Genomic DNA, 25,235 nt, shown 5'->3' with positions numbered 1-25,235 from the left:
TATCAAAGCCGATAAACGCGCGTCGCAGTGGTCCTGAAGATCGCGTCCTGCTGCGCCGAGCTCAACGGCGCGGCCGCCGCGCGAAACGCATCGACGAGCTCGCGATAGCTGGTCCACAACTTCTCGATCGGGAAATTGGAGCCGAACAGGCAGCGCTCGGCACCGAAGATCGCAACTGTATCGGCGAGCACGGCGGCAATGTGTGCGGGATCGTTGCGATGGATGAAGGTGCCGAGGCCGGAGAGCTTTGAAACCACATTCGGGCAGGCCGCAAGGCGCGCCACGCCGGCGCGCCAGGCGGCGCGGCCTGCCGGCGAGAGATCCTCCAACATGCCGGCATGCTGAAGGATGAAGCTCACCTTTGGACAGGATTCGGCCAGCTCCGCTGCCTCCGGCATCTGCGGCGTGAACACCTGCAAATCAAAGCTCCAGCCATAGTCGGCGAGCTGCGCGATGTTGCGGCGGACCAATGGATCGGCGCAGAGATCGGCGCGGGCCGCAAAGCGGTAAGGGGGGTTCTCGTGCCAGTGCAGCTGCATGCGCACGCCGCGCACGAGCGGATAGCGCTTGAGGCGATCTAGCTGGGGCCGGACGTCCTCGACGGCAAAATTGGCATAGGCGATGATCGCGTGTGGCCAGCCGTGGTCGTCGGCGGTCTGCTGCACCCAGGCGGCCTCGTGCTCGAAGCGCTCGTTGGCCCAGTTGGTCTGCACATAGACCGAGCGGGTGACACCGCTGCCCTTGAGGTCGTCGAGATATTCCTGGATCGGATAGTCGCGCCGGATCGGTTCATAGGGGCCGAAGATGCGCGGCTGCATGGGGCCGATCAGCCAGGCCAGGTCGGCCTGCCGCCAGATGTGATGATGGCCGTCGACAATATCGCTCACGCCGCTCTCCTTCGTCCCAATGCCAGAATGTGCGCGACGATCGACGCGCTCGAACCGCCATCCACGAGGTCATCGACGAAGCGCTCGATGGCCATGAGCGCTTCCGTCTGCGGGCGGAAGGCCGGGCTCGTGGCAAGCGGCGTCAGCCAGCTCAAGCGCCAGGCCCGCCGCGACAATTTAGCGACGGCGTCGCGAAGTGCGTCACCTTCGCCGCGCTCGAGCCCGTCGGAGACGATCACTACGGCGGCGCCGCGCGCATAGCCGCCGAACCGTGGCACGGCGAGGAAGGCTTGCAGTGCGTCGCCGATGCGTGTGCCGCCGTCCCAATCGCTGACGAGGTGGGCGGCCGCGTTCAACGCCTGCTCGCGACGCTTCAGCCGCAACGGACGGGTGACGCGCGTCAGCCGCGTGCCGAAGGTGAAGACCTCGACATTGGGCGCCGCCTGCACCAGCGCATGTGCGAGCTTCATGTTGTCTTCGGTGCGACTCTTCATCGAGCCGGACACATCGATCAGCAGCAATATTTTGCGTGGGCGCTGCCGCCGCTTGAGGTGACCGAGCCGCAAGATCTCGCCGTCGCTGCGGACAGTATCGCGCAACGTGCGGCGAAGGTCGGCAAACGGTCCGCGGCGAGTGCGCATGCGCCGGTGACCACGTCGTCGCGGCAGACGTCGCGGTGCTTCGCGCGCCAGGCGGCGTAGCGCGTCCATGGTCGGAGTCACTCCAAAGCGGCGCTCGACCAGGGCCTCGGTCCGGGTCGCGGTGAGGCCGGACTCGCTCGCCTCGTCGGAGAGCAGGGGCTCCTCGTCGCCGCGGCCCTCTTCCTGGAGCCGGACCGTCTCATCGTCCTCGCCCTCGTCATCGCGCGCAATCGTCTCGCTGCCGCGGAAGTGCAGATCGAACAGCCGGTCGAAGGTGGCACGACGTTCGGGCGGCGGAGCCAGCGTCGCCAGTGCAGCTTGTCGGATATCCTCGATGCTATCAGGGCCGAGCAGCTTGATAGCTGCCAGGAACGTCGTGGTCTGCTCTGGCGCCACGGCAAAGCCGTTCGCGCGCAGCAGCGGGACGAAGGCGACGAAGACGCGTGCGGCGCGCGGAAGCTGCAGATCGGTACTCATACGGTCGCCTCCGCGAGCATGGCGTCGAGCCGTGGCGAGATGAAATGCAGGTCTTCTTCGTCCTTCAGCGCGACGCCGATCGAGCGCTTGAACGCGTCCGGCCATCGTGCGCCGCCTTTGTGAAGTAACGTCGCGGCCTCGGCCCAGTCCACGGCTTCGGCGATCCCTGGGGCTTTGCTGAGCGGCTCGCGCCGCAGCCTTTCGACGGCTGCAACGACGGCGCGCGCCGTGGCCTCGGCAACGCTGGAGGCACGCATCATGATGATGCGTGCTTCGCGCTCCGCGGTCGGATAGTCGATCCAGTGATAGACGCAGCGGCGGCGCAGGGCTTCATGCAGATCGCGCGTCCGGTTCGATGTCAGAACGACCACGGGGCGCTCCGCCGCGCGCACCGTGCCGCGCTCGGGAATCGAGATCTGAAAGTCGGAGAGGAATTCGAGCAGGAAGGCCTCGAACTCCTGATCGGCGCGGTCGATTTCGTCGATCAGCAGCACGGTGGAATCGGGCGCGCGGAGCGCCGCCAGCATCGGCCGCTCGATCAGGAACGTCTCGCCGTAGATGTCGATGCTCTCGTCGCCGGCCTGGCGGATCGCCAGCATCTGGCGCGGGTAGTTCCACTCGTAGAGCGCGGCGGACGCGTCGATGCCCTCGTAGCATTGCAGGCGGATGAGGCGGCGGCCGAGCACGGCAGCGATCGCCTTTGCGGCCTCCGTCTTGCCGACGCCCGGCGCACCCTCCAGCAACAGCGGCTTGCCCAGTGCGAGCCCGAGATAGGCGGCGGTCGCCAGTCCCTTGTCGGCGAGGTAATAGGCCGCCCGCAGCGCTTTCTCCAGCGCCTCGGGGCTGTCGATGCCGACGATGTTGCTGCGAACCGCCACGACGATACCTCTAGCGCCGCGCCTGCGGCCGTGCGCCGCCCTGGGCCTTGATCGCGCGCAGCACCTTCTCGGGCGTGATCGGCAGGTCGTCGATGCGCACGCCGACTGCGTTGAAGATCGCATTCGCCACGGCCGGCAGTACCGGGTTGGCGCACATCTCGCCGGGGCCCTTGGCGCCGAAGGGACCATCGGGAGCAGGACGTTCCAGCACCGCGATATCGTGCGGGCAAATATCGCCGGGGCCTGGCATGAGATATTCGACGAAGTCGCGCGGCCCATGGCTGGGGTCGGGATAGTAAGGCTCGGGAGTCTCGTAGAGTGCGTGGCTGACGCCCATCCAGGCGCCGCCGACCAGCTGCTGCTCGACGAGCCGCGGGTTGAGCGCGCGGCCGAGCTCATAGGCGGAGTCCATCCGGACCATCGCGACCTCGCCGGTCTCGTCGTCGACCTCGACCTCGGCGACGAGGCAGGCATGGGCGTAACACGTTGCCGGTGACATCTCTCCGGTTTCGGGGTCGACGTCGGACAGCGGGACCAGGAAGATGCCGCGACCCGAAATGGTCTTACCCTGCTTGAACTGCGCGGCGATCGCGACATCCTTGGTCGAGATCGAGCGATGCGGCGCGCCTTTGACGTGGATGTTGCCGCGCCCGTCAGTCTCGAGATCGGCCGCATTGACTTCCAACTCCTCGGCCGCCGCCTCCATCATCACGCCGCGCGCTTCGCGGGCGGCGGCCATCACGGCGTTGCCGACGCGATGCGTGCCGCGCGAGGCGAACGAGCCCATGCAATGCGGGCCGGTATCGGAGTCCGCCGTGTCGACATAGACGTCCTCGACAGGCACGCCGAGCGTCTCGGCGCAAATCTGCCGCGTCACCGATTTCATGCCCTGGCCGAGGTCGATCGACGACAAGGCCACCGTGAACTTGCCGCTGGGATTGGAATGCACCAGCGCCTGGCTGGGATCGCCGCCGAGGTTCATGCCGATGGGATAGTTGATCGATGCCATGCCGCGCCCGCGATGCCTGGTCATTAGCGCCTCCTGGTGCCGAGGACGGAGGAGAAGCGGGTGGCGCCGTGCGAGGGCGCGGCCGGGCGCGGCGGAGGAGGTGGCGGTGTCGGCGGAGGTGGTTCGCGCGGCGGCTCTCTTGTCGCGGTCACCGGCGCGCGGTCATAGGTCGTGCGCTGCTGCGCGGGCGCGGCCGGCCGCGCGCGCGGCTCCGTCGGCGTCGGCGGGATCGCGGCGCGGCTGCCGCCGCCATCCTTGCGGGAGGAGGCGCGCCTGAACTCGTCGCGGATCGGCCATTTGGCCTTTTCGGCGGCGACCTGAACGCATTCGATCAGCGCCGTGTTCTTGGCCTCGCGCCGGTGCGCCTTCATGTCGCCGTCGCGATAGGCGTTCAGAATCCGGAACTCCATCGGATCCATGCTGACGAGGTTTGCGAGCTTGTCCATCTGGCATTCGATGGCAAAGTCCATCGCGGTGACGCCGAAGCCGCGCATAGCAGTCGCCGGCGTGCGGTTGGTGAAGACGCAGTAGACGTCGCCATAAACGTTCGGGATGGTGTAGGGGCCCGGCAGATGCGCCGCGCATTTCACCGCGGCGTAGCTTGAGAGGCGCGTATAGGCGCCGCTGTCGAAATAGGCACGGATCTTGCGCGCAACGATACGGCCGTCGCGCATCACCCCATCCTTGATGTAGATGCGCTCGGCGCCGCGGGGCGGGCCGTATTGCATCTCTTCCTCGCGACCGAACACGTAGCGCACGGGACGCCCGGTCAACATGGCGCCGAGGATCGCGAGTGGCTCGGTCAAGGTATCCACCTTGCCGCCGAAGCCGCCGCCGACGGTGCCGCCGATGAAGTGGAAGGTGTTGGACGGCACGTCCAAAATCTTGGCGCAGGTGTCGACCGAGAAGAACAGCGCTTGCGTCGACGTGTAGACGACGTAGCGGCCGTTGGTGTCGGGCGCCGCAATCGCGCCATTGGTCTCCGTCGGCGCGTGCTCGATCGGCGACATCTGGTAGCGCTGTTCGAGGACGTGGTCGGCACTCGCGAGCGCCACGTCGGCATCGCCGAACCGCAGACGCTGGTGATCGTAGACGTCGTGATAGATGAAGGCGTTCTTCGGATAGGTCTCGTTGACCACGGGGGCGCCGGGCTTCAGCGCATCCTCGACGTCGAACACGGTCGGCAGCGGTTCGTAGTCGATCCTGACCTTTGCGATGGCCTCAAAAGCCTCACGCTCGCTGTCGGCCACGATGGCAAGGATCGGCTCGCCCTTGTAGCGGACCTTGTCGACAGCCAGCGACGGCTCGTCGTCCTTGCCGAAATTGATCAGGCTCAGCAGCGTGTTGAGATTGACCGGAACGTCCGCACCGCGAATGATCCGGCGCACGCCGGCCGAGCGTTCTGCGTCCGTGGTATCGATGTGGCGCAGCCTCGCATGGGCCTGGGTCGAGCGAACGACCTTGAGGTGCAGCATGCCCTGGAGCTTATGATCGCCAAAATAGCTCGACGTGCCCGTGATGTGACCGAGCATGTCCTGGCGCTGTGTGCCCTTGCCGATCTCATTGAGATTGTCGTCGCGCTCGTCGGCGAAGATGTCCTTGCGTAGTTCCAGCATGGTCTGACCTCAGGCGCTGGCCCGGCCGCCTGCGGCGACGAGGATGGCATTGATGATCGGCTCGTAGCCGGTGCAGCGGCAGATGTTGCCGGAGATCGCCTCGATCACGTCGGCCCGGCTCGGGGAGGGATTGCGGTCGAGCAGCGCCTTTGCGGCCATCAGCATGCCCGGCGTGCAATAGCCGCACTGGGCGGCAAAATTATCGGCGAAGGCACGCTGGAGAGGATGCAGGTTCGGGCCCTGCTTGAGGCCGTCGAGCGTTTCGACGGAGCGGCCGGCGACGGTCTCGGCGAGCGTCAGACAGGAGAGGTGGAGTTCTCCGTCGATCAGCACGCTGCAGGTGCCGCAGCCGCCTTGGCCGCAGCCGAATTTCGGGGTCATGTCGCCGATCAGCTCGCGCAGGGCGACCAGCAAGTTGGTGCCGCCATCGACGAAGATGGCGACGTCGCGGCCGTTGTGACGAAATTGCAGAGGCGTCTTGGACATGGTGATCCCAGTCTATTCCTGGCCGGACAGCAAACGGCGGAGATGGACGCCGACGATCTCGCGGCGATACCAGGCGCTGCCGAGCGCATTGTCGGCGGGCGATGTTCCCTCGACGGCGGCAGAGGCGGCAGCATTGATGTTTGCGGCATCGAGCGTGCGTCCTTCGAGAGCGCGCTCCGCCGCCTTGGCGCGGATCTGGGTCGGCGCCATCGAACCGAGCGCAATGCGAGCACCGGCAATGCGCCCGCCACTGACCGGCAGGTGTGCGGCCAGCGTGATGACCGAGCCGCCTTTCGGCTTGATGCGGGCAATCTTGCGGTAGCGAAAGGCCTCAGCGCTGGCCGGCCGGGTGCATGAGACCGAGAGCACCAGCGCGCCGGATTGCCGCTCGCGCGATTGCAGGAACTCCTCGATCGCGATGTCGCGGGCGCCGAAGCCGCCTTGCACTGCGACCGTGGCGTCGAGCGCCAGCAGCGCCACGGTGAAATCGCCATAGGGGTTTGGCGCGAACAGATTGCCGCCGACAGTGCCCATGTTGCGCACGGCAGGGCCTCCGATCGAACGGGCGGGCGCGTGCAGGAAAGCGAGGTCGCGCTCGCCGAGAATTCTCGCGAACGTGACGCCGGCGCCCAGCGTGATGCGCGGTCCGGACGCATCGATCCGGGTCAGCGTCTGGTCGCTGGCGCGGACGACGGTCGAAATCGAGACGTCGCCCTCGTTGAGCGCCCGCATCACCAGCGTGCCGCCGCCGAGATAGCGCGCGCTGCGATCCGAGGATATTGCCCCGGCCGCTTCGCCGGCGCTGGCAAAGGTTTTTACGGTCACAGCCATGGCTAGGCGGCCTCCTTCAGATGGCGGCGGATCGCCTCGAATCCCGCCTGGTAGATGTCTTCCGCGACCATGTGGGTGATGCGGTCCTTGTCCTCGGGCTTCGTGGTGAAGCGCGATTCCCAATGCCAGAAAGTACGGTCGCCATCGGTCACCGGCAGCAGGCGGACATGGGCGACGTAATTGAACATCGGGATCGGGGTATCGAGCAGGCAATAGCTGAAGGTCTGTTCGAGGTCGGAAAGAGCCAGCAACTGTTCGCGCAGCTCGGAGCCGTCCTTGAGCTTGAAGCGCCTGACGCAGCCGATCTTGTCGGAAGCATGAGCGCGCTCGATCGAGGAGGTCGCAACCGCCGGATGCCAGCGGTCGTGCCCGTTGAAATCGCGCAGCACGCTCCACACCGCATCGGTCGGTGCGCTCAGGATCGTGCTTTTGACGATATGCGGCACGGCTAACCTCCGAACACGCGCTTCAGGGCATCGAAGCCGCCCTGGAACACGCCGCCGCCGATGTTACTGACGAGCTCGGTCTCGCGCTCCGGCGCGCAGTCGAACTCAGCGGTCCATTCCATGAAGGTCTGGTCGCCGTCGGTGACGGGTGTCAGCCGCAAGGTTGCGACGTAGTTCTCGACACCCATCGGGGATTCCAGGATCGAGTAGGTGCAGAACATGTCGTAGTCGGAGAGGCCCAGCAGCTTCTCGCGGATGCGGTCGCCGTTGCGCAGGCGGAAATCCCTGACGCAGCCGATCTTGTCGGCGGGCTCGCCGCCCTCGATCCGGCTTTCGGCGATGGCCGGATGCCAGTTCGGCAGACCGTTGAAATCGCGCACCCGCGCCCAGACGCGGTCGTTGCGGGCGTTGACGACGGTTGAGACGTAGACGCGGGCCATGGGTCAGACCTCAGCTCTTCTTTCGCGGCCCGCGCTCGGCCGGTGGCTCACCGCCTTCGGCTGCAGGCGGGGAGGCCGCCGGCTTGTCGCCGCCACCGCTCTTGCGCGCGGAATCCTTGATCCCCTGCATGTCGCGGGCCTCGCGGATCAGGCCCGGCATCTTTGCAAGACTGCCGCCCTCGACGCCGATGTCCGACAGGATCGAGTCGATCAGCGGCGCCTGGACGCGGTAGCGCAGCGCCGAATCGATCACCTCGTCGGTGGCGCTGCGGCCGCCATTGCCGTTTCCGTGTCCGTTGCCGTTGAGGCCATCGACCTGGAGGATGCGGATGCCCTCGATCTTCTCCATCGGCTTGACGCTCTCACGCACGATGCCTTCGATGCGGTCGAGCAGTTTTCTGCGGAACAGCGAGTAGCGCGCCTGGTCGGTGAGCACGTTCTCGGCCTCGTTGAGCATGCGCTGCGCCTCGGCCTCCACCGCGGCGCGCACGCGCTCGGCTTCCGCGGCGATGCGGGTCTCCTCGGCCTGTTTCTCGGCGAGCAGCACCTCGACGGTCTTGCGGCGTTTTGCAATCTCGCTCTCGCGCGCGGTGACCACGCGCTCGGCGGCTTCAGTCGCCCGCATGCGCGCTTCCTCGGCGGCAGCGCGAGCCGCCGACTCCTCCAGCGACTTCTGATGGATGGCGATGGCCTTCTCCATCAGCACCGTCTCGACGTCCTTTTCGCGATTGACTTCGAGCTTGCGCAGCTCGCGCTCGCGGCCGATGCGGGCTTCGTCGAGGCCGCGATCCGACGCGATGCGGGCGCGCTCCACTTCCTCGCGGGAGGCGATTTCGGCTTCCTGCAAGGATTGCACGCGAGCGACCTCGAGCTGCTCGATGGCGCGCCGCCGCTCGATACGGGCGGCTTCCAGCGCCTGCTCGCGCGAGACGTCGGTGGTCTCGACCTCCTTGCGCGCGACGATCTCGGCCTGACGGACCTGGCGGTCGGCGTCGATCCGCTCGGACTTCTTGGTCGACAGCGCGATGACGCGGTCCTCATCGGCGATCTCGATCGCCTTCTTCTGCTCGATGTTGAGCACTTCGCGCTTCTTCGAGGAGTTGATGCGCTCGGCCTCGAGCGCCAGATCGACCGTGATGCGTTGGCGCTCGATGGCGTCGCGCCGCTTCAGTTCGGCCGCCTCCAGCACGCCGGTCCGCTCGATCTCGAGCGCGCGGGTGTCGCGCTCGGCCTGGATCCGCTCGGCCGCAACCGCCTTCTCCTGGGCGATGCGGGCCGCCTCGATCGCCTCGCGCGAGGCGATATCGGCTTCTTCGACGGCGCGGTTGCGGGCGATCTCCAGCGAGCGCACGCGCTCCTCCTGCGCGATGCGCGTGGCCTCGGTCGTCTCGCGCGCGGCGATGCCGGCGACGTCCAGCGCCTGGTTGCGCTCGATCTCGAGTTGCCGCGTGTTCTGCTCGGCGGCGATGCGCTCGGCGGCGAGCGTCCGCTCGCGGGCGATGCGGGCGGCTTCGACCGCGCGCTGAGCCTCGATCTCGGCCTCCTGGATGGTTCGCACCTGCTGGATCTCGAGCGCGCGAGTGCGTTCGTCCGAGGAGATGCGCTCGACATTGACCGTCATGGTTTGGGCAATGCGGGCCTTCTCCGTTGCCTCGCGCGCGGCGATCTCGGCCTCGTCCACGGCGCGCGTGCGCTCGATCTCGCGGCGCCTGGTCTCTTCCTCGTTGGCGATGCGGGCATCGGTGACGACGCGGTCCTGCTGGATCCGCGCCTTCTCGATCGCCTCACGCGCGGCGATCTCGGCTTCCTCGACCGTGCGCATCCGCTCGATCTCGCGCTGGCGCACCTCGCGCTCCGAAGCGATGCGGCTGGTGTCGATCGAGCGCTGGTTGGCGATCCTTGTCTTCTCGATCTCTTCGCGTGCCAGCAGCTCCTTCTCCTCGATGGTGCGACTCCGTTCGATCTCCTTCTGGCGGGTCTCGCGCTCGGAGGCGATGCGGGCCTCGGCGATCGCCTGGTCATTGGCGATGCGGGCGCGCTCGATGGCCTCGCGGGCGGAAATCTGCGCCTGTTCGGCCTCGGTCTCGCGGAGCGCGCGTACGCGGGCAACTTCGGTGCGCTGAAGGGCGCGGCGCATCTCGATGTCGCGCTCCTGCTCGAGGCGTGCGGTCTCGCTCTCGCGCTCGATCTCGAGCGCCTGCCGTTCGGCCTCCAGATTGCGCGAGCGGATCTTGATCATCGAGTCCTGCTCGATGTCGTTGCGCAGCTTTCGCTTGGCCTCGATATCCTCCATCAGGCGGGTCAGGCCTTCGGCGTCGAACCGGTTCGAGGGATTGAAGAACTCCAGGTCGGTCTGGTCGAGATCGGTGATCGCGACCGATTCCAGCTCGAGGCCGTTCTGCGCCAGCGCCTCCGCCGCGTTGGTCTTGACCCGTGCGACATAGTCGCCGCGCCGCTCGTGCATCTCCTCCATGGTCATTTCGGAGGCGACCGAGCGGATCGCGGAGATGAACTTGCCGGCCAGCAGCGCATGGAGCTGCTCGGGCTCCATGGTGCGGCGGCCGAGCGTCGCGGCCGCAATCGAGACCGCCTCGCGGGTCGGCTGCACCCGGACGTAGAAGTCGGCCTCGATGTCGACGCGCATACGGTCGCGGGTGATCACGGCGTCCTGCCTGGAGCGGACGATGCCCATCGGCAGCACGTTCATGTTGACAGGCGTGTAATCGTGGATGAACGGCAGCACGAAGGCGCCGCCGTTGATCACCACGCGTTCGCCGAGGAAGCCGGTGCGGACGAACGAAATCTCCTTGGAGGAGCGATGGTAAAGCCAGTTCACGATGTAGACGCCAACCACGATCACGACGATCGCGACGATCAGCCAGAGGATCAATTCACCGACCAATATCCCCGACATCTTTCCCTCCCTCGTACCTTCGGCGTTACCGCGCGCCGATCGCCTTGAATTGACGCACCTGCTCCGTCAGCGCCCGCTCCACGGGCAGTCGCTCCATTGAGGAGGCGCCGTAGAAGCCATGGCAATGGCGGGTGTTCTTCATGATGAAATTGGCATCGGCGGGATCCGCGATCGGGCCGCCATGAGCGAGCACCAGGATGTCCGGATTGACGCTGAGCGCAGCGGACGCCCAGGTGTCGATCTGCGCGGGACAGTCCTTGAGCTTCAGCGCGGTCTGCGCACCGATGGTACCGCCGGTCGTCAGGCCCATGTGACAGACGATGATGTCGGCGCCGGCGATCGCCATCGCGGCGGCCTCCTTCTCGCTGAACACATAGGGGGTGGTCAGCATGTCCTTGTCGTGCGCCTTGGCGATCATGTCGATCTCCAGCGCATAGGACATGCCGGTCTCTTCGAGATTGGCGCGGAACGTGCCGTCGATCAGGCCGACGGTCGGAAAGTTCTGGACGCCGGCAAACCCGAGCGCCTTCAACTGGTCGAGAAACACGTCCATGTCGCGGAATGGGTCGGTGCCGTTGACGCCCGCCAGCACCGGCGTTCTCGCCACCACCGGCAGCACTTCGTTTGCCATTTCCAGCACGATGGCGTTGGCATCGCCGTAAGCCATCAGACCCGCGAGCGAGCCGCGGCCGGCCATCCGGTAGCGGCCGGAATTGTAGATGACGATGAGATCGACGCCGCCGGCTTCCTCGCACTTGGCTGACAGACCGGTGCCGGCGCCGCCACCGACGATCGGCTCACCGCGCCTTGCCATGTCGCGAAACGTCTTCAGGAGCGCTGCGCGTTCAAACCTCGCCATCGGTCACCTCGCTACTCTTCGGCGCGCCCCGGCGCGGCCGAACAGGGTCCGGAACGCACCGACTATGGCGACGGCGAACTCGGGATCGTTGATGTTCTTCGGCGCGCGAATGAGCTGGCGGTTGCCGGTCTGCCGCACAGTGCGCTCCAGCGTGCGGAACAGCGCCGCATCGGCGTCCGGATCCCAGAATGGCTGGCCGCGCGCATCGAGTGCGGACACGCCGCCCTCGGGCAGGAAGAAGCGCACGGGGCCGTCCATCTGGTTGAGCCGTTCGCCGATCCAGCGGCCCATGCGCTCATTCTCTTCGGCAGTGGTCCGCATCAACGTCACCTGCGGATTGTGGACGTGAAACTTGCGGCCGCGGTAGCGTTCGGGAATGGTCTCGGGCGCGCCGAAATTGACCATGTCGAGCGCGCCGACCGAGCCGACATAGGGCAGGCGGCTGCGGATGATGGCGCCAAAGCGGTCTTCCGTCGCGGGAAACACGCCGCCCATGAGCAGATCGCAGATCTCGGTGGTTGTGAGGTCGATGACCCCGGCGAGCTGCCCGGAGTCGACGAGCTTCTCCATGGAGCGACCGCCGACTCCGGTGGCATGGAAGACGAGACATTCGAAATCGTCGCGCAGCTCCGCTGCGATCCTCTGCACCGCGGGCGTGGTGACGCCGAACATGGTGATACCGACCGAGGGCAGGCCGCCGGTCTCGCGCGCCGTTGCGGCGCGCGCATCGAGCCGCGCCTTGACCATGCCGGCGAGCGCATTGGCACCGTTGGCCAGCACCGCGCGCGAGATCGAGTTCAGCCCCTGTACGTCGGTGACCGAGTACATCATCGTGATGTCGGCGGGGCCGACATAGGGCCCGACATCGCCCGAGGCGACGGAGGAAATGATCAGCTTGGGCACGCCGACGGGAAGCGCGCGCATGCCCGGGGCGACGAGCGACGCCGCGCCCGAGCCGCCGGCCGAGATCACGCCTGCGACATTGCCCTGGCGCCGCAGCCAGTTGGCAAATGCATCAGCCATCGCGGTCACGGCGGCCCCGCGATCGGGACCGAACACAGCGGAGCCGCCGCGGCCGTGGTTGAGGGCGATCTCCTGCGCAGAGACATCGCACGACGAATGCTTGCCACTGGTCGAAACATCGACCAGCCGCGTCCTCAGGCCGCTTTCCGCGATGATGTCGCGGATGAAGCGCAGCTCCTGGCCCTTGGTGTCGAGCGTGCCGACGACCAGCACGACGGGTGGGCCGGCGGCCTGCGCCGCCAGCGGCTCGCGCTTGCGCCGCGTCGTCTCGTCAAGCCGCGCGATTTGCGTCGAGAGCGTGCGCGCTGCGGCCTCGATACGGGCGATCGGCGCCGGTTGCGACCATCGAGTCGGGAGCGTCGGGTTGGAGATGTAGATGCGGATCGGTCCGTCGCGGCGTGGCGGCGGTGCCGGCTTCGTGTCGTCAGCGGATGCGGCTACGTCGATATCCGGCTCGAGCTCGGCGTGAAGCCCGACGCCGAGCAGGCGCTGCTGGAGCTCGCGGTCGGCGGCGAGGCGCGCGGAGTCGATGATGCGGTTGATGCGGCCATTGACCATGATCGCGACGTTGCGCGAGATCGCGGTGGCGACGCCGATGTTCTGCTCGATCACGAGCACGGACATATCGCCGTCCTCACCAAGCCGCAGCAGCATCTCCTCGACCTGCGCCACGATGACGGGCGCGAGGCCTTCGGTCGGCTCGTCCATGATGAGAAGATGCGGATTAGTGAGCAGCGCGCGTGAGATCGCCAGCATCTGCTGCTCGCCGCCGGAGAGCTGGCCGCCGCCGTGATCCTTGCGTTCGGCCAAACGCGGGAAAGTCTCGTAGATGCGATCGACGGTCCAGGCGCCAGGCCGCAGGCCGCCGGCGAGCCGCAAATGCTCGTCGACGCTGAGCGAGCGCCAGAGACGGCGTCCTTGCGGCACATAGCCGACGCCGAGCCGGGCGATCTGCGCCGGTGCCCGCCGCGTGATGTCCTCGCCGCGGACGCGGATCGAGCCGCCGCTCACGCCCACCAGACCCATGATCGCCTTGCACAGCGTGGTCTTGCCCATGCCGTTGCGGCCGACGACGGAGAACACGCCGCTCTCCAGGGTGAGATCGACGCCTTGCAGGGCGTGCGAGTGGCCATAGTAGACATCGAGGCCGCGGACCTCGAGCGCGGCCTTGCTGCGGCGGACCTCATTCATGGCCGCCTCCGAGATAGAGCTCCTGCACCTCGGGATCGGATTGGATCTCCTGCGGCAGGCCTTCCTTGAAGATGCGGCCGTTGTGCATCATCGTGACGCTTTCGACGACGCGTAAAGCGACGTCCATGTCGTGCTCGATGATGATGTAGCCGATATGCGCCGGCAGTGAGGTCAGGATCTCGATCAGCTCGGCCCGTTCGGTCGGCGACAGGCCGGCGGCCGGCTCGTCGAACAGGACGAAGCGCGGGGCGCCCGCGAGCGCGAGCGCGATCTCGAGCTGGCGCTGCTGGCCGTGCGCGAGCTCGGCCACTCGCTGGTCCTTCACGGCGGCCAAATGGACGGCCTGCACGAGATTGTCCGCCGCATGCATCAGGGCATCGTTCTGTCCCGGACGCAGGAACGAGAAGCGTCCGCGCGAGACGCCGCGGCAAGCGAGATAGACATTGTCCTGCACGGTGAGGCCGGGAAACAGTGCCGAGATCTGATAGGTCCGCCGCAACCCGCGCCGGATGCGTTCATAGGGCGGGAAGTGCGTGACGTCCTCGCCGAAGAAGCGGATGGTGCCGGAGGAGGGCGGGAAGTCGCCGGTGATGCAATTGAACAGCGTGGTCTTGCCTGCGCCGTTCGAACCGAGCACCGCGCGCCGCTCGCCCGGACGCACGGTGATGGTGACGTCGGTCAGCGCTGCCAGCGCGCCGAACAGGCGCGTCACGCCGCGCAGCTCCAGCGCGGCGCCGGCACCGACGGCGGAGAGGCGCTGGGCGACGCTATCCACGGCGGCGGCCTCCACCGGAACGGTCGGCGCTGCGGCGCTGACTGTTGCGCCAGCGCTGCCATAGGCCGATGACGCCGTCCGAGGACCAAAACACGATGGCGAGGAAACCGAGCCCGATCAGCAGGCGGAAGCGATTGCCATCAAGCCCAAGCCTGACCAAGAAGTCGAGTGCGAAGGTGCGCAGCAGCACGAAGATCAGAGCGCCGATGAAAGGCCCGATCGGGCGCGTGATGCCGCCGACGACCGCGATGATCAGCACATCGATGCAGGCGCCGACGCTGACCGAGCCCGGCGAGATCTGCCGGTAGTTCCAGACCTGGAGCACGCCGGCCAGCGCGGCCACGAAGGAGGCGAAGGCGTAGGCCGCGACGCGGTGCGCATTGACGTTGAAGCCGAGCGCAGCCATGCGCCGCGGATTGTCACGCACGCCCTGAAGGGCAAGGCCGAAAGGAGCGCGGGAGAGATATTCGACCGCGAAATAGCAGAGCGCGGCGACCGCGAGCACGACGTAATAGAAGGGAATATCGGCGCGCCAGTTCACGCCCCAGAAGTGCGGGGTGGCCACGGTGTTGATGCCGGTATGGCCGTTGAAGATCGCCCAGTTCTGGTTGGTGAAATAGTAGAACGCCGCGCCGATGGCGAGCGTGATCATGATGGTGTAGATGCCCTCGGTGCGGACCGCGAGCGCGCCGCCGAGCGTGCCGAAGGCGGTCGCCAGCGCCAGCGCCATCGGGACCGCGAGCCACCACGGCCAGCCCAGGCTGATATTGGCATTGCCGCTGACGCCGAACACGGCGACCATGTAGGCCGCGAAGCCCGCGATGGTGAGCTGCATCAGGCTGACCATGCCGCCATAGCCGGCGAGGAACATCAGGCTGAGCGCCATGGTGCCGAGGATCAAGGTGGAGGCGAAGATCTCGATCAGGAAGAAGCCGCTCGCGATCAGCGGCATGATCAGGAGAATGATTGCCACGATCCAGGCGGCGGGATTGTTGACCTCCGGCCATGACCCTGCCGGGCGCTGCGCCATTGTGGCGGGAGGAACGGCAACGCGGGCATCGTGGGCGAGCGACATCTCAGCGCCTCGCCAATAGGCCTTGCGGCCGGATCGCCAGCACCAGCACCATGATCAGGAAGGTCACGACGATGGCGTAGGTCGGGATGTAGACCGAGCCAAGCTGTTCGGCGAGGCCGATGATCAGCGCGCCGAGCGCGGCGCCGGGGATCGAGCCCATGCCGCCGACGATCACGACGACGAGGGAAGCCAGCAGGAAGCGGATGTCCTCGCCGGGCGACAATGACTGGAAGGTGCCGCCGACCACGCCGGCGATGCCGGCAAGTCCTGCGCCGAAGGCGAACACCAGCACGAAGACGAGCTGGATGCGCACGCCGGTCGCGGCAAGGATATCGCGATCATCGACGCCGGCGCGGATGATCATGCCGATCCGGGTGCGGTTGAGCACGAGCCACATCGCCACGCCGATGATCACGGAAGCGGCGAAGATCACGAGCCGCACCAGTGGATATCTGAGATAGACCGGCTCGCCCGAAGATTTGATCGCGGTGATCAGCGGCAGCTCCACCGGGCCGATCAGCCAATTCGGCGTCTGGATCTGATAGAAGTCGCCGCCGCAGGCCCATAGCATCAGATCGGCAAATACGATCGAAAGCCCGATCGTCACCATGGTCTGCCGGAGATCCTGTCCCTCCATCCGGCGGAATACGATCAGCTGGAGCAGGACGCCGACCAGGGCAGTCAGGATAAAAGCGACGATGAAGCTGAGGATCCAGGAGCCGGTCGAGGCGCTGACGGCGTAGCCGACATAGCCGCCGAACAGATAGAGCGAGCCGTGCGCGAGATTGACGTTGCGCATCAGGCCGAAGATCAGCGTGAAGCCGCTGGCGACGAGGAAGTAGAGCCCTCCGAGCGTGATGCCGTTGAAGACGGCGTTGAGGAAGACACGCTTGCGGCCGATGGCCTCTTCGAGGCCCGGCGGCCAGACCGCGAAGATCAGCCAGAGCCCGACGGCAATGGCAATGATTGCGATCAGCGCCCAGGCGGGATGGCGTTCGACAAAGCGGCTCATGTGCGCCGCCCGTTCGCCCAGGCGGCACGCCGAAGGCTCATCGAGTGTAGGTCAGACAGCCTCGCAGCGGCTGCGTACCTCGCCATGGGCGAACGTCCTCCCTGGACTCGCAATCCTCTAGCGGGATCGCGTTGCCCACATCCTAGCCGGGCTGCGAGGAGGACATTTGATCGTGAGTATCTTTTCGCGCAGCGATCAGGCGCGCAAAACTTTGGCCGCACGACGATAATCTGTCGGAGCCATCCCGACATTGGCGGCGAAGAAGCGGGTGAAGCCGCTTTGCGAGGAGAAGCCGAGATCGAAGCCGATATCGGCTATCGGCGCCTCGCTCGCCACCAGCGCTTCGAGCGCCTGTTCCATGATCAGCGTGTTGAGATAGAGGTTCGGCGTGACGCCCGTCTGGACCCGGAACAGCCGGTAGAAATGCGGCCGAGACAGACCGGATTCCCGCGCAATCGTATCGAGCTCCATCTCGGCCCCGGGACTCTCCGACATCAGCCTGATGCATTTGCGCACACGGAAGTCGGTCACGGCGCCATTGGCGCGCGGATCGCGCGCGATCTCAGCTTGCTGCCAGCTTTCGTCGTAGCAGATGTCGATCAGCCGCCGCAGCTCGGAATCGAGGCTGGAAAGCGATGGTGCGCCGCACACGAGCGCGGCGGTCCGCCTGATGTGCTTATCGAGTGCCGGCGTGCGCCTGAATTGGGTGCGGCCGAAACGCATGCGATCGGAGCCGGATGCATCCGGCGCAAACCATTCGGCATTGACGTACAGCACGAAGAAGATCGCGCCGCCGTCGAGATCGGCCGGCAGGAAGTTATGCGGCTCCCATGGATTGACGGCGACCACGGAGGATTCGGTGAGATCATAATGCCCGTTGGAGACATCGATGCATGCCGGCATGCCGCCGACATGGAAGATCAGATGACCTTCACGATGGGCGTGAATATTGAAAGGGCGGTTCAACTGATAAACCGTCGCCCGGCCGAAGCGGCCGTGGAAGACGGCGAGCGCACGGCTCATGCCTTCCCCTCCCGAATGTTCTTGTCTTTTCGGCCAGCGTTCAATAACGCCGACGAGATTGCAAGAGCGGAGAGCGACCGCGTCAGCAAGTCGCTCTCCGCCTCCGCAGGCGTGATGCGTCAGTACTTCTTACATTCCGGTACCGTGCGGCCCGGCAACCCGATCTTGGAGAACACGGCCGGATCATAGCCGAGCGTCTGGTTCACGTTCGGGATCACCTTCACGACCTTGCTGAACAGCGCGCCCTTGCCGTCATCGACGACTTCGGTGACGAAGTTGGTGCCGATCGCCTGGCGGTTGGCGTCGAGCTTGATCTTGCCGTTCGGCGCATCGAGCTCGATCTTCGCCAGTGCTTCCTTGAATTTCGCCTGGTTGTTGGAGAGGTCGCCATTGACCTGACGCAGTGCGAGGATCAGCGCCATGGTTGAACCATAGTAGTTGGTCGCGAGCAGCGACGGGCTTGGGAAGCGCTTGTTGGGCGGGAAGGCGTCCTGATAGGCCTTCACGAACTTCTGCCAGCCCGGATCCTCCCAGGTATCGGCCTGACCGCTCGCCGCGATGGTGCCGATCAGCGCGTTCTTGGCGTTGCCCTTCGACGACAGGATGGTCTGGTCGATCATGATGGAACCGCCCATCAGATGCGCCTTGCCGCCGGCTTGCTGATACTGGTTGAGGAAGTTGACGGCATCGGCGCCGCCAAGCCCGAGATAGATGGCGTCGACGTCGTCGGGCAGGGCGGCGATGACGGAGGCGAAATCCTTCGTTCCGAGCGGCACCCATTGCCGGTTGGTCACCTGTCCGCCCATGCCGCAGAACTCGAGCACTAGCCCGAACACCTGGGTGTAGATAAAGGAGTAGTCCTCGCCGACGGTTGCGATCTTGCGATACTTCTTTTCCTCATAGGCGTATTTGCCGAGGCCGACCTGCCACTGTGCGCCGTCCATGTTGTAGCGGAAGAAGTTCGGGGCCGGATCGACATAAGTCGTTTCCTGGGCGCCGGAGGCCGCGTTGATGAAGGTCAGCTCTGGGTGAGTCTTCGCAAAGTTCTTCACCGCGATGCCCTCGTCGCCGGAGAGCGGCGAAAGCAGGATCTGCACCTTGTCTTGCTCGATCAGCTTGCGCACGGCGCGCACGGCGGAGTCCGGCGTTGCATCGGTCGAGGCCACGATGAATTCAAGTTCCTTGTCGCCGACCTTCTTGCCGAGTACGTTGAGGGCGGTCTGATGGCCGCGCATGCCGTCCTCGCCGAGCACCGTGTAGGTGCCTTCGAGCGTTGCGGTCACCCCCACCTTGATCTTTTCCTGCGCGATCGCGGCGCCTGAAAGAAACAGGCTGCTCAGCGCCAGCAGCCCCACACTGCATTTCGACATTGTGCTCCTCCCTGTGTCGTCGATTTGTCGCCGCGCCGGACTGGCGCTGCGCCCGCAGCTCGAAGGGCTCGCGGATTTGACGGGGAGGCTAGCCGAAGTCGCATGCGGTGCATGCGTGGACGCCTCGTTCGGCTTGACGGGCAGTCTCATTTTGGATGTTGCGGCGCAAATGGTTTCGCGGTGCAACAGGTCTGGGATGCGGGGTCATCCCGCGAGGAATCCCCCGTCGACCGCGACCACGGTGCCGGTCGCATATTGCGAAGCCGGCATGCACAGAAAGGCGACTGCCCCGGCGATGTCCTCCGGCTGTCCCCAGCGCTTGAACTCGGTCCGGTCGGCAATGCGCTGATAATGGGCACGGTCGGTGCGGCCGGCGGCGTTGATCGCCGTTTCGATATAGCCGGGCGCCACCGCATTGACGCGGATGCCTTCGTCGGCCCACTTCAAAGCCAGCGCCTTGGTCAGCATCACGACGCCGCCCTTGCTGGCGCAATAAGCGGGAATCCGTGGCAGCGCCAACGTCGCGTTCATCGAGGCGATGTTGACGATCGAGCCCTTCGTCTCCACGAGCCGCGGGTGGAACGCCATGCAGCTCCGGAACGTGCCGGTGAGATTGACGTCGAGCACCTTCATGAAGGTCTCGATCTCGAATTCCTTGTCGCGCGCGAGGATGCCGGCGCAGTTGACTAGCGCGTCGACGCGCGTGTGCTGCCGCGCGAAGGACGTGACGGCGGCATCATCGGTGACATCCAGCGTCGCGAGCGTGAGCCCGGTGCGTGGCTTGAGCAGGGTGCGGGCAAGATCGGCCTCGTTCGCGCCGGTTGCAGTCACCGTCGCGCCGAGGTCGCAAAACTGGTTGCTGATTGCCGCGCCAATGTCGCCGGCGCCGCCGATCACGACGGCATGAAAGCCGGTTGCGAGGGAGAAATTCGAATTCATCGGGACTGTCTCACTTCAGCGATTTCGGAGGCGGAGCCGTCGATTCGCGGACCACCAGCGAGAAGTCGATTTCGCGATGCATGATGGTCTGCTCGCCGGCGAGGCTGCGCACCAGATATTCTCCGGCGCGCTGCCAGGTTTCTGCGGTCGGGACGTGGATCGTGGTCAGGCTCGGCCGCAAATGGCGACTCCAGTCGAGGTCGTCGAAGCCAACCACCGAAAGATCGCGCGGCACGGAGAACCCGTCGCGCTCCGCCTCGAGCAACACGCCATAGGCGATGACGTCGTTGCCGCACACCACGGCCGTCGGACGGTCTTTGAGGTTGAGCAGATAGCGAGCCGCCTCGCGTGCGTCGTCCAGCGTATAGGGCACCTCGACATGCCATTGTGGCGGCAGCTCGAGCCCGTTCTCGGCCAGCGCACGGCGAAAGCCGGCGACGCGGGCGCTGGCGCGGTCGTTGTTGCGCTGGAGGGCCGAGACGATCCCGATGCGGCGATGGCCGAGCTCGATGACGTGAGCGGCGGCGCGATGGGCGGCTGCCTCATTGTCGGTGCCGACGCAAGGGTAGGGCCGGTCGGGCTGGTAGATGCCGACATTAATGAACGGCACCGCGTTGTCGGCCAGTAGCTTGCGCAATCCGTCGTGATGGCAATCGCCGCGCAGCACGAGACCGTCGACGCCGCGGCTGATCAGGTTGCGCGCTTGCTGCAATTCGACATCGAGATCATATCCGCTCGTGGTGAGAAACAGCATGTATCCGACCGAGGAAAGATACTGCTGGAGCGAGGCGATGCCGCGCGCGAACATCGTGTTGTCGATCGTCGGTACGATCGCGCCGAGGGTGCGCGAGCGCCGCGACGACAGGATGCGCGCCGGCGCATGCGGGATGTAGCCCAGCGCGTCGATGGCCTGTTCAATGCGCGCACGCAGGGATGGGCTCACCGCATCGGGATTGTTGAGAGCGCGCGAGACCGACGCCGTCGACACGCCGGCGCGGGCCGCCACGGCGCGGATGCCCTGTTTCACGGACTTGGCGTTGGTCAGTCTCATGAATGTAACGTTACATCCTGCGTGGTGAGCCGTGAAGTCACGAAGATGATGCAAATCTGCCGCAGATTGTGACGCCTGTCCATCGCTTGACACCGTGGATGTGAGGTCTAGATTGTAACCGTTTTCAAGTGGTGCTCAAACGTGTTCAAAAAGGTCCGCCAGCTTAAGGCGGCCAGCCGGGAGGAGAGTTCGATGAAGGCTAGGATGCTCGCGACCCATGTCGCGTTGCCCGTTCTCGCGATTGCGGCGGCCAGTGCGCAGGCGCACGCGGCCGATTTCGACTGGATGAAGTTCAAGGGCAAGACCGTCACCTTTCTCGCCAACAACAATCCGGTCGCGCAGGCGCTGCTGACCTACAAGGCCGATTTCGAGAAGCTGACCGGCATGACCCTGAAGGTCGACGGCTATCAGGAGCAGCAGATGCGCCAGCGCCTGGTCACCGTCATGAACGCGAACAGCGACGAGGTCGATGTGTTCATGACGCTGCCCTCGCGCGAGGGCGAGCAGTTCGCCGCCGCCGGCTGGTACGGTGATCTCACCGCGATGGCCAAGAACGAGGTGGCCAAGGAATACGATCCGGCAGGGCTGAGCCAGGCGCTGCTGAAGGCCGCGACGTTCGGTGGCAAGCTGACCAGCATGCCGATGAACATCGAGGGGCCGATCTTCTATTACCGCACCGACATCTTCAAGAAGTGCGGCCTCGAGGCGCCGAAGACCATCAAGGAGGTCGAAGCAGCCGCCGCGAAGATCAAGGCTTGCGACAGTGCGGTGACGCCGTTCGTCTCGCGCGGTCTCAAGCCCGCGGTCGCCTATACCTTCAGCAACATGCTGCACAATATCGGCGGCAGCTACATTGCCGGCGGCAAGTCGAACCTCTGCTCGGCCAAGGGCAAGGAGGCGCTCGACACCTATAGCCGGCTGCTGCGCGAGTTCGGACCGCCCGGCGTCGTCAATTACAGCTTCCAGCAGATTTCCGCGCTCTATCGCGGCGGGCGCGCCGCGATGGCGTTCGAATCCTCGAATGAATTGCGCACGGTGATGGAAGGCGGTGCGCGCCTGAAGGACACCGGCCTGTTGCCGTTCCCGGCGGGCGAGGCCGGCCAGGTGCCGACCACGATCGGCTGGGGCATGGCGGTGTCCTCGCACAGCAAGCAGCCGGAGGCGGCCTGGTACTTCGTGCAATGGGCGACCAGCCCCGAGGTGCAGAAGAAGATGGCGCTCCAGGGCATTGCCCCGCCGCGTCCGTCGGTCGCCAAGGATCCCGACTATCGCAAGTGGATCGACGAGGAGCCGGTCCGCAAGGAATGGCAGGCCGCGCTCGACGTGCTCGCCACCAAGGGCTCGTCCGAGGTCGGCTATCCCATCGTAGCCAACCCGGAATCGCGCGAGTTCATCGGCCAGGCGGTGCAGGATCTGATCCTGAAGCAGAAGCCGATCGATCAGGCCTGCGCAGATGCCGACAAGGCGTTGGATGCGCTGATCGCCCAGAAGTAATCGCTTGCTGCCGGCAGGCTTGCCTGCCGGCACCTCGTCATTTTCAAGGAAACGCACGCATGTCTGATGCGGCTGCGACACTCACGCAGGACCGGCAGAGGCTGGAAATGTCGGTGCTTTCGGCACCGGCCGTGATCTTCACGGTCGCGATGATCGCGTTTCCCGTCGTCTACACGGTCTGGCTCGGCTTCCAGAATTTCTCCTCGACCGGCAAGCAGTCCTTCGCGGGCCTTGCCAACTATTCCAAGCTGGTCTCCGACTACGAGTTCTGGCACGGGCTATGGGTCACGATCGCGCTCTATGTGCTGTCACTGGTGCTGCAGCTCGTCTTCGGTGTCTGGCTCGCGCTGGTGTTGTTTCACGCCAAGCGCCTGCCGGGGATCGTGCGCTCGTTGTTCATCTCGCCGTTCATGATGCCGCCGGTGGTGGCGGGCATGATGTGGCTGGTGATCCTCGATCCCTCACTGGGGGCGGCCAACTACATCCTGCAATCGTTCGGCCTGCCGCCGTCGGAGTGGCTGGCCTCGCCGTCACTCGTCATTCCGACGGTTGCTCTGATCGACAGCTGGCAGTGGACGCCTTACGTCGCCTTGATCGTGCTGGGGGGCCTGCAATCTCTCCCGCCGAGCGTCTATGAGGCCGCGCAGATCGACGGCGCATCCCCCTTCAGGACCTTCCAGCGCATCACGCTGCCGCTGCTGCTGCCCACCATCGTCACCGCGGCGATCCTGCGCAGCGTCGATCTCCTGCGCTTCTTCGACATCATCTACATCACCACCCAGGGCGGTCCGGGGAACGCGTCGAATACGCTCAATATCTACGGCTTCCGGGTCGGCTTCGAGTTCTTCAACATCGGCTATGCCAGCGCCTTGATGCTGACGCTGACGGCGATCGTGTTCGGCGCGGTGCTCGTCTTCAACCGCCTGCGCGGCGCAGTCGCATGGTGACGCCATGACCGACGCTGCCAATACCGACCGCTGGATCCGCTGGCTCAACCTGGTGCAGCTCGTGCTCGCCGGGATCATCATCATGGCGCCGACGGTCTGGATGGTGCTGTCTTCATTCAAGCCGTCCTTCGAGGTGACGGCCTATCCGCCGACGCTGATCTTCACGCCGACCTTGGATAACTATGTCGAGCTGACCAAGACCACGCCGTTCCTGAGCTATGCGCTCAACAGCCTCATCGTCACCGTCGGCTCGACCGCGCTTGGGCTGCTGTTCGGAATCCCCGCCGCCTTCGCGGTCTCCTGGACCCGGATTTCGTGGCCGGCGATCCTGACGCTGGCGGCGCGCATGGCTCCGGGCACGCTGTTCCTGCTGCCGTGGTACGTCATGTTCCGGCAGGTCGGCATGATCGGCTCCTACACCGCGCTGATCCTCAGCCACGCTGTGATCACGCTGCCGATCGTGATTTGGGTCCTGCTGCCGTCCTTCGACGGCATCCCGCGCAGCGTGTTCGAGGCCGCGCAGGTGGATGGGTGCAGCGTCACGCGCATCCTCTGGCGCATCGCGCTGCCGCTGGTGGCATCCGGCGTCGCCGTCTCGGCGATCCTCGCCTTCGTGTTCTCGTGGAACTACTTCCTGTTTGCGCTGGTGCTCTCCAACGGCGACACCAAGACGCTGATCGCGGCGGCCTTCAACTTCATCGGCGAAGGCTCGACGCAGTGGGGCGCGCTGATGGCCGCGGCGACGTTGATCGCATTGCCGCCGTTGGTGCTGGCAGCCCTCGTGCAGCGCTGGCTGGTGTCCGGGCTGACGCTCGGTGCGGTGAAAGGTTAGGTATCTGAAATGAACTTGTCACCTCGTCCCAATTCGATCATGCAGGCCGCGGTCTTTCACGGCAACGACCGCATCACCATCGAGCGTGTGGCGATGCCCGATGTCGGCACCGGCGAGGTGCTCGTGCGCGTCTCGCGTACCGCGCTGTGCGGTTCGGACTTCAAGCTCTGGCACAAGGGCGCCGAGTTCACCGCGGGCCACGAGATCTTTGGCGTCGTCGAGCAGCCCGGTCATCGCCTGCACGGCCGCCGCTGCGCCGTCTATATCCCCTTGCACTGTGATCACTGCGCCGCCTGCAAGCGCGGCGACACCCAGATGTGCCTGGAAGTCTCCAGCCTGATCGGCTGGAACAGGCCGGGCGGCTACGCCGAATATGTGCCGGTGCCGGAGAACTGCCTGCTGCCGGTGCCCGACGATATCGAGGACAGCCTTGCGCCGCTGCTGCTCGACACCATCGGCACGTCCGGCCACGCCGTGCGCTTCGTCGGCCGTGTCGTGCCGCCGGCCGAAGCCGGACCGGTTCTCGTGATGGGGGCAGGGCCGGTCGGCCTCGGCGTTGTGCTGGCGCTCCGCGCACTCGGCTACGACAACGTCTACGTCGCTGATCCCAATGCCGCGCGCCTCAAGATCGCGCAATCCTTCGGCGCGAAGGCGCACCCCGTCGGCGATACCGCCAAGCGCTTTGCCCTCATCATGGAATGCTCCGGCGCGCATGCGGCGCGCAACCTCGGCATCGAGCTGGTGCTGCCGCGCGGCGCCCTGGTGCTGGTCGGCGAGAACGCCGCGCCCTGGACCATCGAGGAAGGCAAGGTGTTTCGGCGCAAGGATTTCTACATGATCCGGACCTTCTACTTCCCGGTCTCGGATTTCGAGCCGAATATCGAGCTGCTGCGCAAGTACAAGGACGAATACCGCGTCCTCGTCGATGGCGAGTTCGGCCTGTCGGCTCTGCCCGAGAATTTCGCCCGCTTCGCCAAGGGCGAGCTGATCAAGCCGGTTCTGGCGCTGGACTAAGCGAT

General features: G+C 65.7%; 23 protein-coding genes. 4 read left to right on the top strand and 19 right to left on the bottom strand.

Annotation, left to right across the window (positions count from 1 at the left end):
- Positions 1-2 precede the first annotated feature (2 nt).
- The 19 genes from XH85_RS30325 to XH85_RS30235 form a co-directional block, all read right to left on the bottom strand.
- Positions 3-887, bottom strand: coding sequence for an amidohydrolase family protein (locus XH85_RS30325; protein WP_128934760.1), 885 nt, complete (start codon positions 885-887; stop codon positions 3-5).
- Complete coding sequence (locus XH85_RS30320) at positions 884-2,005, bottom strand: vWA domain-containing protein (protein WP_128934759.1); 1,122 nt, start codon at positions 2,003-2,005, stop codon at positions 884-886. Before XH85_RS30320 ends, XH85_RS30325 begins: the two co-directional genes overlap by 4 nt.
- Complete coding sequence (locus XH85_RS30315) at positions 2,002-2,883, bottom strand: AAA family ATPase (protein ID WP_128934758.1); 882 nt, start codon at positions 2,881-2,883, stop codon at positions 2,002-2,004. The genes XH85_RS30320 and XH85_RS30315 overlap by 4 nt, the downstream gene beginning before the upstream one ends.
- Positions 2,884-2,893: 10 nt before the next feature.
- Entirely contained in the window at positions 2,894-3,916 is a 1,023-nt protein-coding gene (locus XH85_RS30310; protein ID WP_128934757.1) for a xanthine dehydrogenase family protein molybdopterin-binding subunit, read from the bottom strand.
- Positions 3,916-5,508, bottom strand: a complete 1,593-nt coding sequence (locus XH85_RS30305) for a xanthine dehydrogenase family protein molybdopterin-binding subunit (RefSeq protein WP_128934756.1) — start codon at positions 5,506-5,508, stop codon at positions 3,916-3,918. Before XH85_RS30305 ends, XH85_RS30310 begins: the two co-directional genes overlap by 1 nt.
- Before the next feature lie 9 nt (positions 5,509-5,517).
- Entirely contained in the window at positions 5,518-5,994 is a 477-nt protein-coding gene (locus XH85_RS30300) for a (2Fe-2S)-binding protein (protein WP_128934755.1), read from the bottom strand.
- 12 nt (positions 5,995-6,006) lie between these two features.
- Entirely contained in the window at positions 6,007-6,825 is an 819-nt protein-coding gene (locus XH85_RS30295) for an FAD binding domain-containing protein (RefSeq protein ID WP_128934754.1), read from the bottom strand.
- A gap of 2 nt (positions 6,826-6,827) precedes the next feature.
- Positions 6,828-7,271 (bottom strand): SRPBCC family protein, encoded by a 444-nt coding sequence (locus tag XH85_RS30290; protein ID WP_128934753.1) that lies wholly within the window; start codon positions 7,269-7,271, stop codon positions 6,828-6,830.
- A gap of 2 nt (positions 7,272-7,273) precedes the next feature.
- Positions 7,274-7,711, bottom strand: a complete 438-nt coding sequence (locus XH85_RS30285) for an SRPBCC family protein (RefSeq protein WP_018318067.1) — start codon at positions 7,709-7,711, stop codon at positions 7,274-7,276.
- A gap of 10 nt (positions 7,712-7,721) precedes the next feature.
- The gene (locus XH85_RS30280) at positions 7,722-10,625 is read right to left on the bottom strand and encodes a flotillin family protein (RefSeq protein WP_128934752.1); all 2,904 of its coding nucleotides are present in this window, start codon (positions 10,623-10,625) and stop codon (positions 7,722-7,724) included.
- A gap of 25 nt (positions 10,626-10,650) precedes the next feature.
- Complete coding sequence (locus tag XH85_RS30275; protein WP_128934751.1) at positions 10,651-11,484, bottom strand: phosphoenolpyruvate hydrolase family protein; 834 nt, start codon at positions 11,482-11,484, stop codon at positions 10,651-10,653.
- A gap of 3 nt (positions 11,485-11,487) precedes the next feature.
- Positions 11,488-13,698, bottom strand: a complete 2,211-nt coding sequence (locus tag XH85_RS30270) for an ABC transporter permease (RefSeq protein WP_128934750.1) — start codon at positions 13,696-13,698, stop codon at positions 11,488-11,490.
- The gene (locus XH85_RS30265) at positions 13,691-14,473 is read right to left on the bottom strand and encodes an ABC transporter ATP-binding protein (protein ID WP_091887608.1); all 783 of its coding nucleotides are present in this window, start codon (positions 14,471-14,473) and stop codon (positions 13,691-13,693) included. The genes XH85_RS30270 and XH85_RS30265 overlap by 8 nt, the downstream gene beginning before the upstream one ends.
- Positions 14,466-15,548, bottom strand: a complete 1,083-nt coding sequence (locus tag XH85_RS30260; RefSeq protein ID WP_128934749.1) for a branched-chain amino acid ABC transporter permease — start codon at positions 15,546-15,548, stop codon at positions 14,466-14,468. Before XH85_RS30260 ends, XH85_RS30265 begins: the two co-directional genes overlap by 8 nt.
- Before the next feature lies 1 nt (position 15,549).
- A complete protein-coding gene (locus XH85_RS30255; protein ID WP_128934748.1) occupies positions 15,550-16,560 on the bottom strand; it encodes a branched-chain amino acid ABC transporter permease in 1,011 nt (336 codons plus the stop codon).
- A 195-nt stretch (positions 16,561-16,755) separates the two neighbouring features.
- Positions 16,756-17,583 carry a helix-turn-helix domain-containing protein gene (locus tag XH85_RS30250; protein ID WP_128934747.1) on the bottom strand — a complete coding sequence of 276 codons (828 nt, stop codon included), beginning with the start codon at positions 17,581-17,583 and terminating at the stop codon, positions 16,756-16,758.
- Positions 17,584-17,702: 119 nt separating this feature from the next.
- A complete protein-coding gene (locus XH85_RS30245; RefSeq protein WP_128934746.1) occupies positions 17,703-18,953 on the bottom strand; it encodes an ABC transporter substrate-binding protein in 1,251 nt (416 codons plus the stop codon).
- 204 nt (positions 18,954-19,157) lie between these two features.
- On the bottom strand, positions 19,158-19,892 hold the full coding sequence (locus XH85_RS30240) for an SDR family NAD(P)-dependent oxidoreductase (protein ID WP_128934745.1): 735 nt from the start codon (positions 19,890-19,892) through the stop codon (positions 19,158-19,160).
- Positions 19,893-19,902: 10 nt separating this feature from the next.
- Positions 19,903-20,943 carry a LacI family DNA-binding transcriptional regulator gene (locus XH85_RS30235; protein ID WP_164934570.1) on the bottom strand — a complete coding sequence of 347 codons (1,041 nt, stop codon included), beginning with the start codon at positions 20,941-20,943 and terminating at the stop codon, positions 19,903-19,905.
- A 192-nt stretch (positions 20,944-21,135) separates the two neighbouring features.
- Here XH85_RS30235 and XH85_RS30230 point away from each other — a divergent pair, with 192 nt between their 5' ends.
- Genes XH85_RS30230 through XH85_RS30215 form a run of 4 tightly spaced genes read left to right on the top strand, consistent with a single transcriptional unit; the run spans position 21,136 to position 25,230 of the window.
- The gene (locus XH85_RS30230) at positions 21,136-22,437 is read left to right on the top strand and encodes an ABC transporter substrate-binding protein (protein WP_128934743.1); all 1,302 of its coding nucleotides are present in this window, start codon (positions 21,136-21,138) and stop codon (positions 22,435-22,437) included.
- Between the two features lie 59 nt (positions 22,438-22,496).
- Positions 22,497-23,384 (top strand): carbohydrate ABC transporter permease, encoded by an 888-nt coding sequence (locus tag XH85_RS30225; protein ID WP_128934742.1) that lies wholly within the window; start codon positions 22,497-22,499, stop codon positions 23,382-23,384.
- A gap of 4 nt (positions 23,385-23,388) precedes the next feature.
- Entirely contained in the window at positions 23,389-24,216 is an 828-nt protein-coding gene (locus tag XH85_RS30220) for a carbohydrate ABC transporter permease (protein ID WP_128934741.1), read from the top strand.
- Between the two features lie 9 nt (positions 24,217-24,225).
- On the top strand, positions 24,226-25,230 hold the full coding sequence (locus XH85_RS30215) for a zinc-dependent alcohol dehydrogenase family protein (RefSeq protein WP_128934740.1): 1,005 nt from the start codon (positions 24,226-24,228) through the stop codon (positions 25,228-25,230).
- Positions 25,231-25,235 lie beyond the last annotated feature (5 nt).

It is taken from the genome of Bradyrhizobium zhanjiangense (assembly GCF_004114935.1).
GTDB classification, from domain to species: Bacteria; Pseudomonadota; Alphaproteobacteria; order Rhizobiales; family Xanthobacteraceae; genus Bradyrhizobium; species Bradyrhizobium zhanjiangense.
The sequence above is the reverse complement of the archived record's forward strand: the minus strand, read 5'-3'. Positions and strand labels throughout refer to the sequence as shown.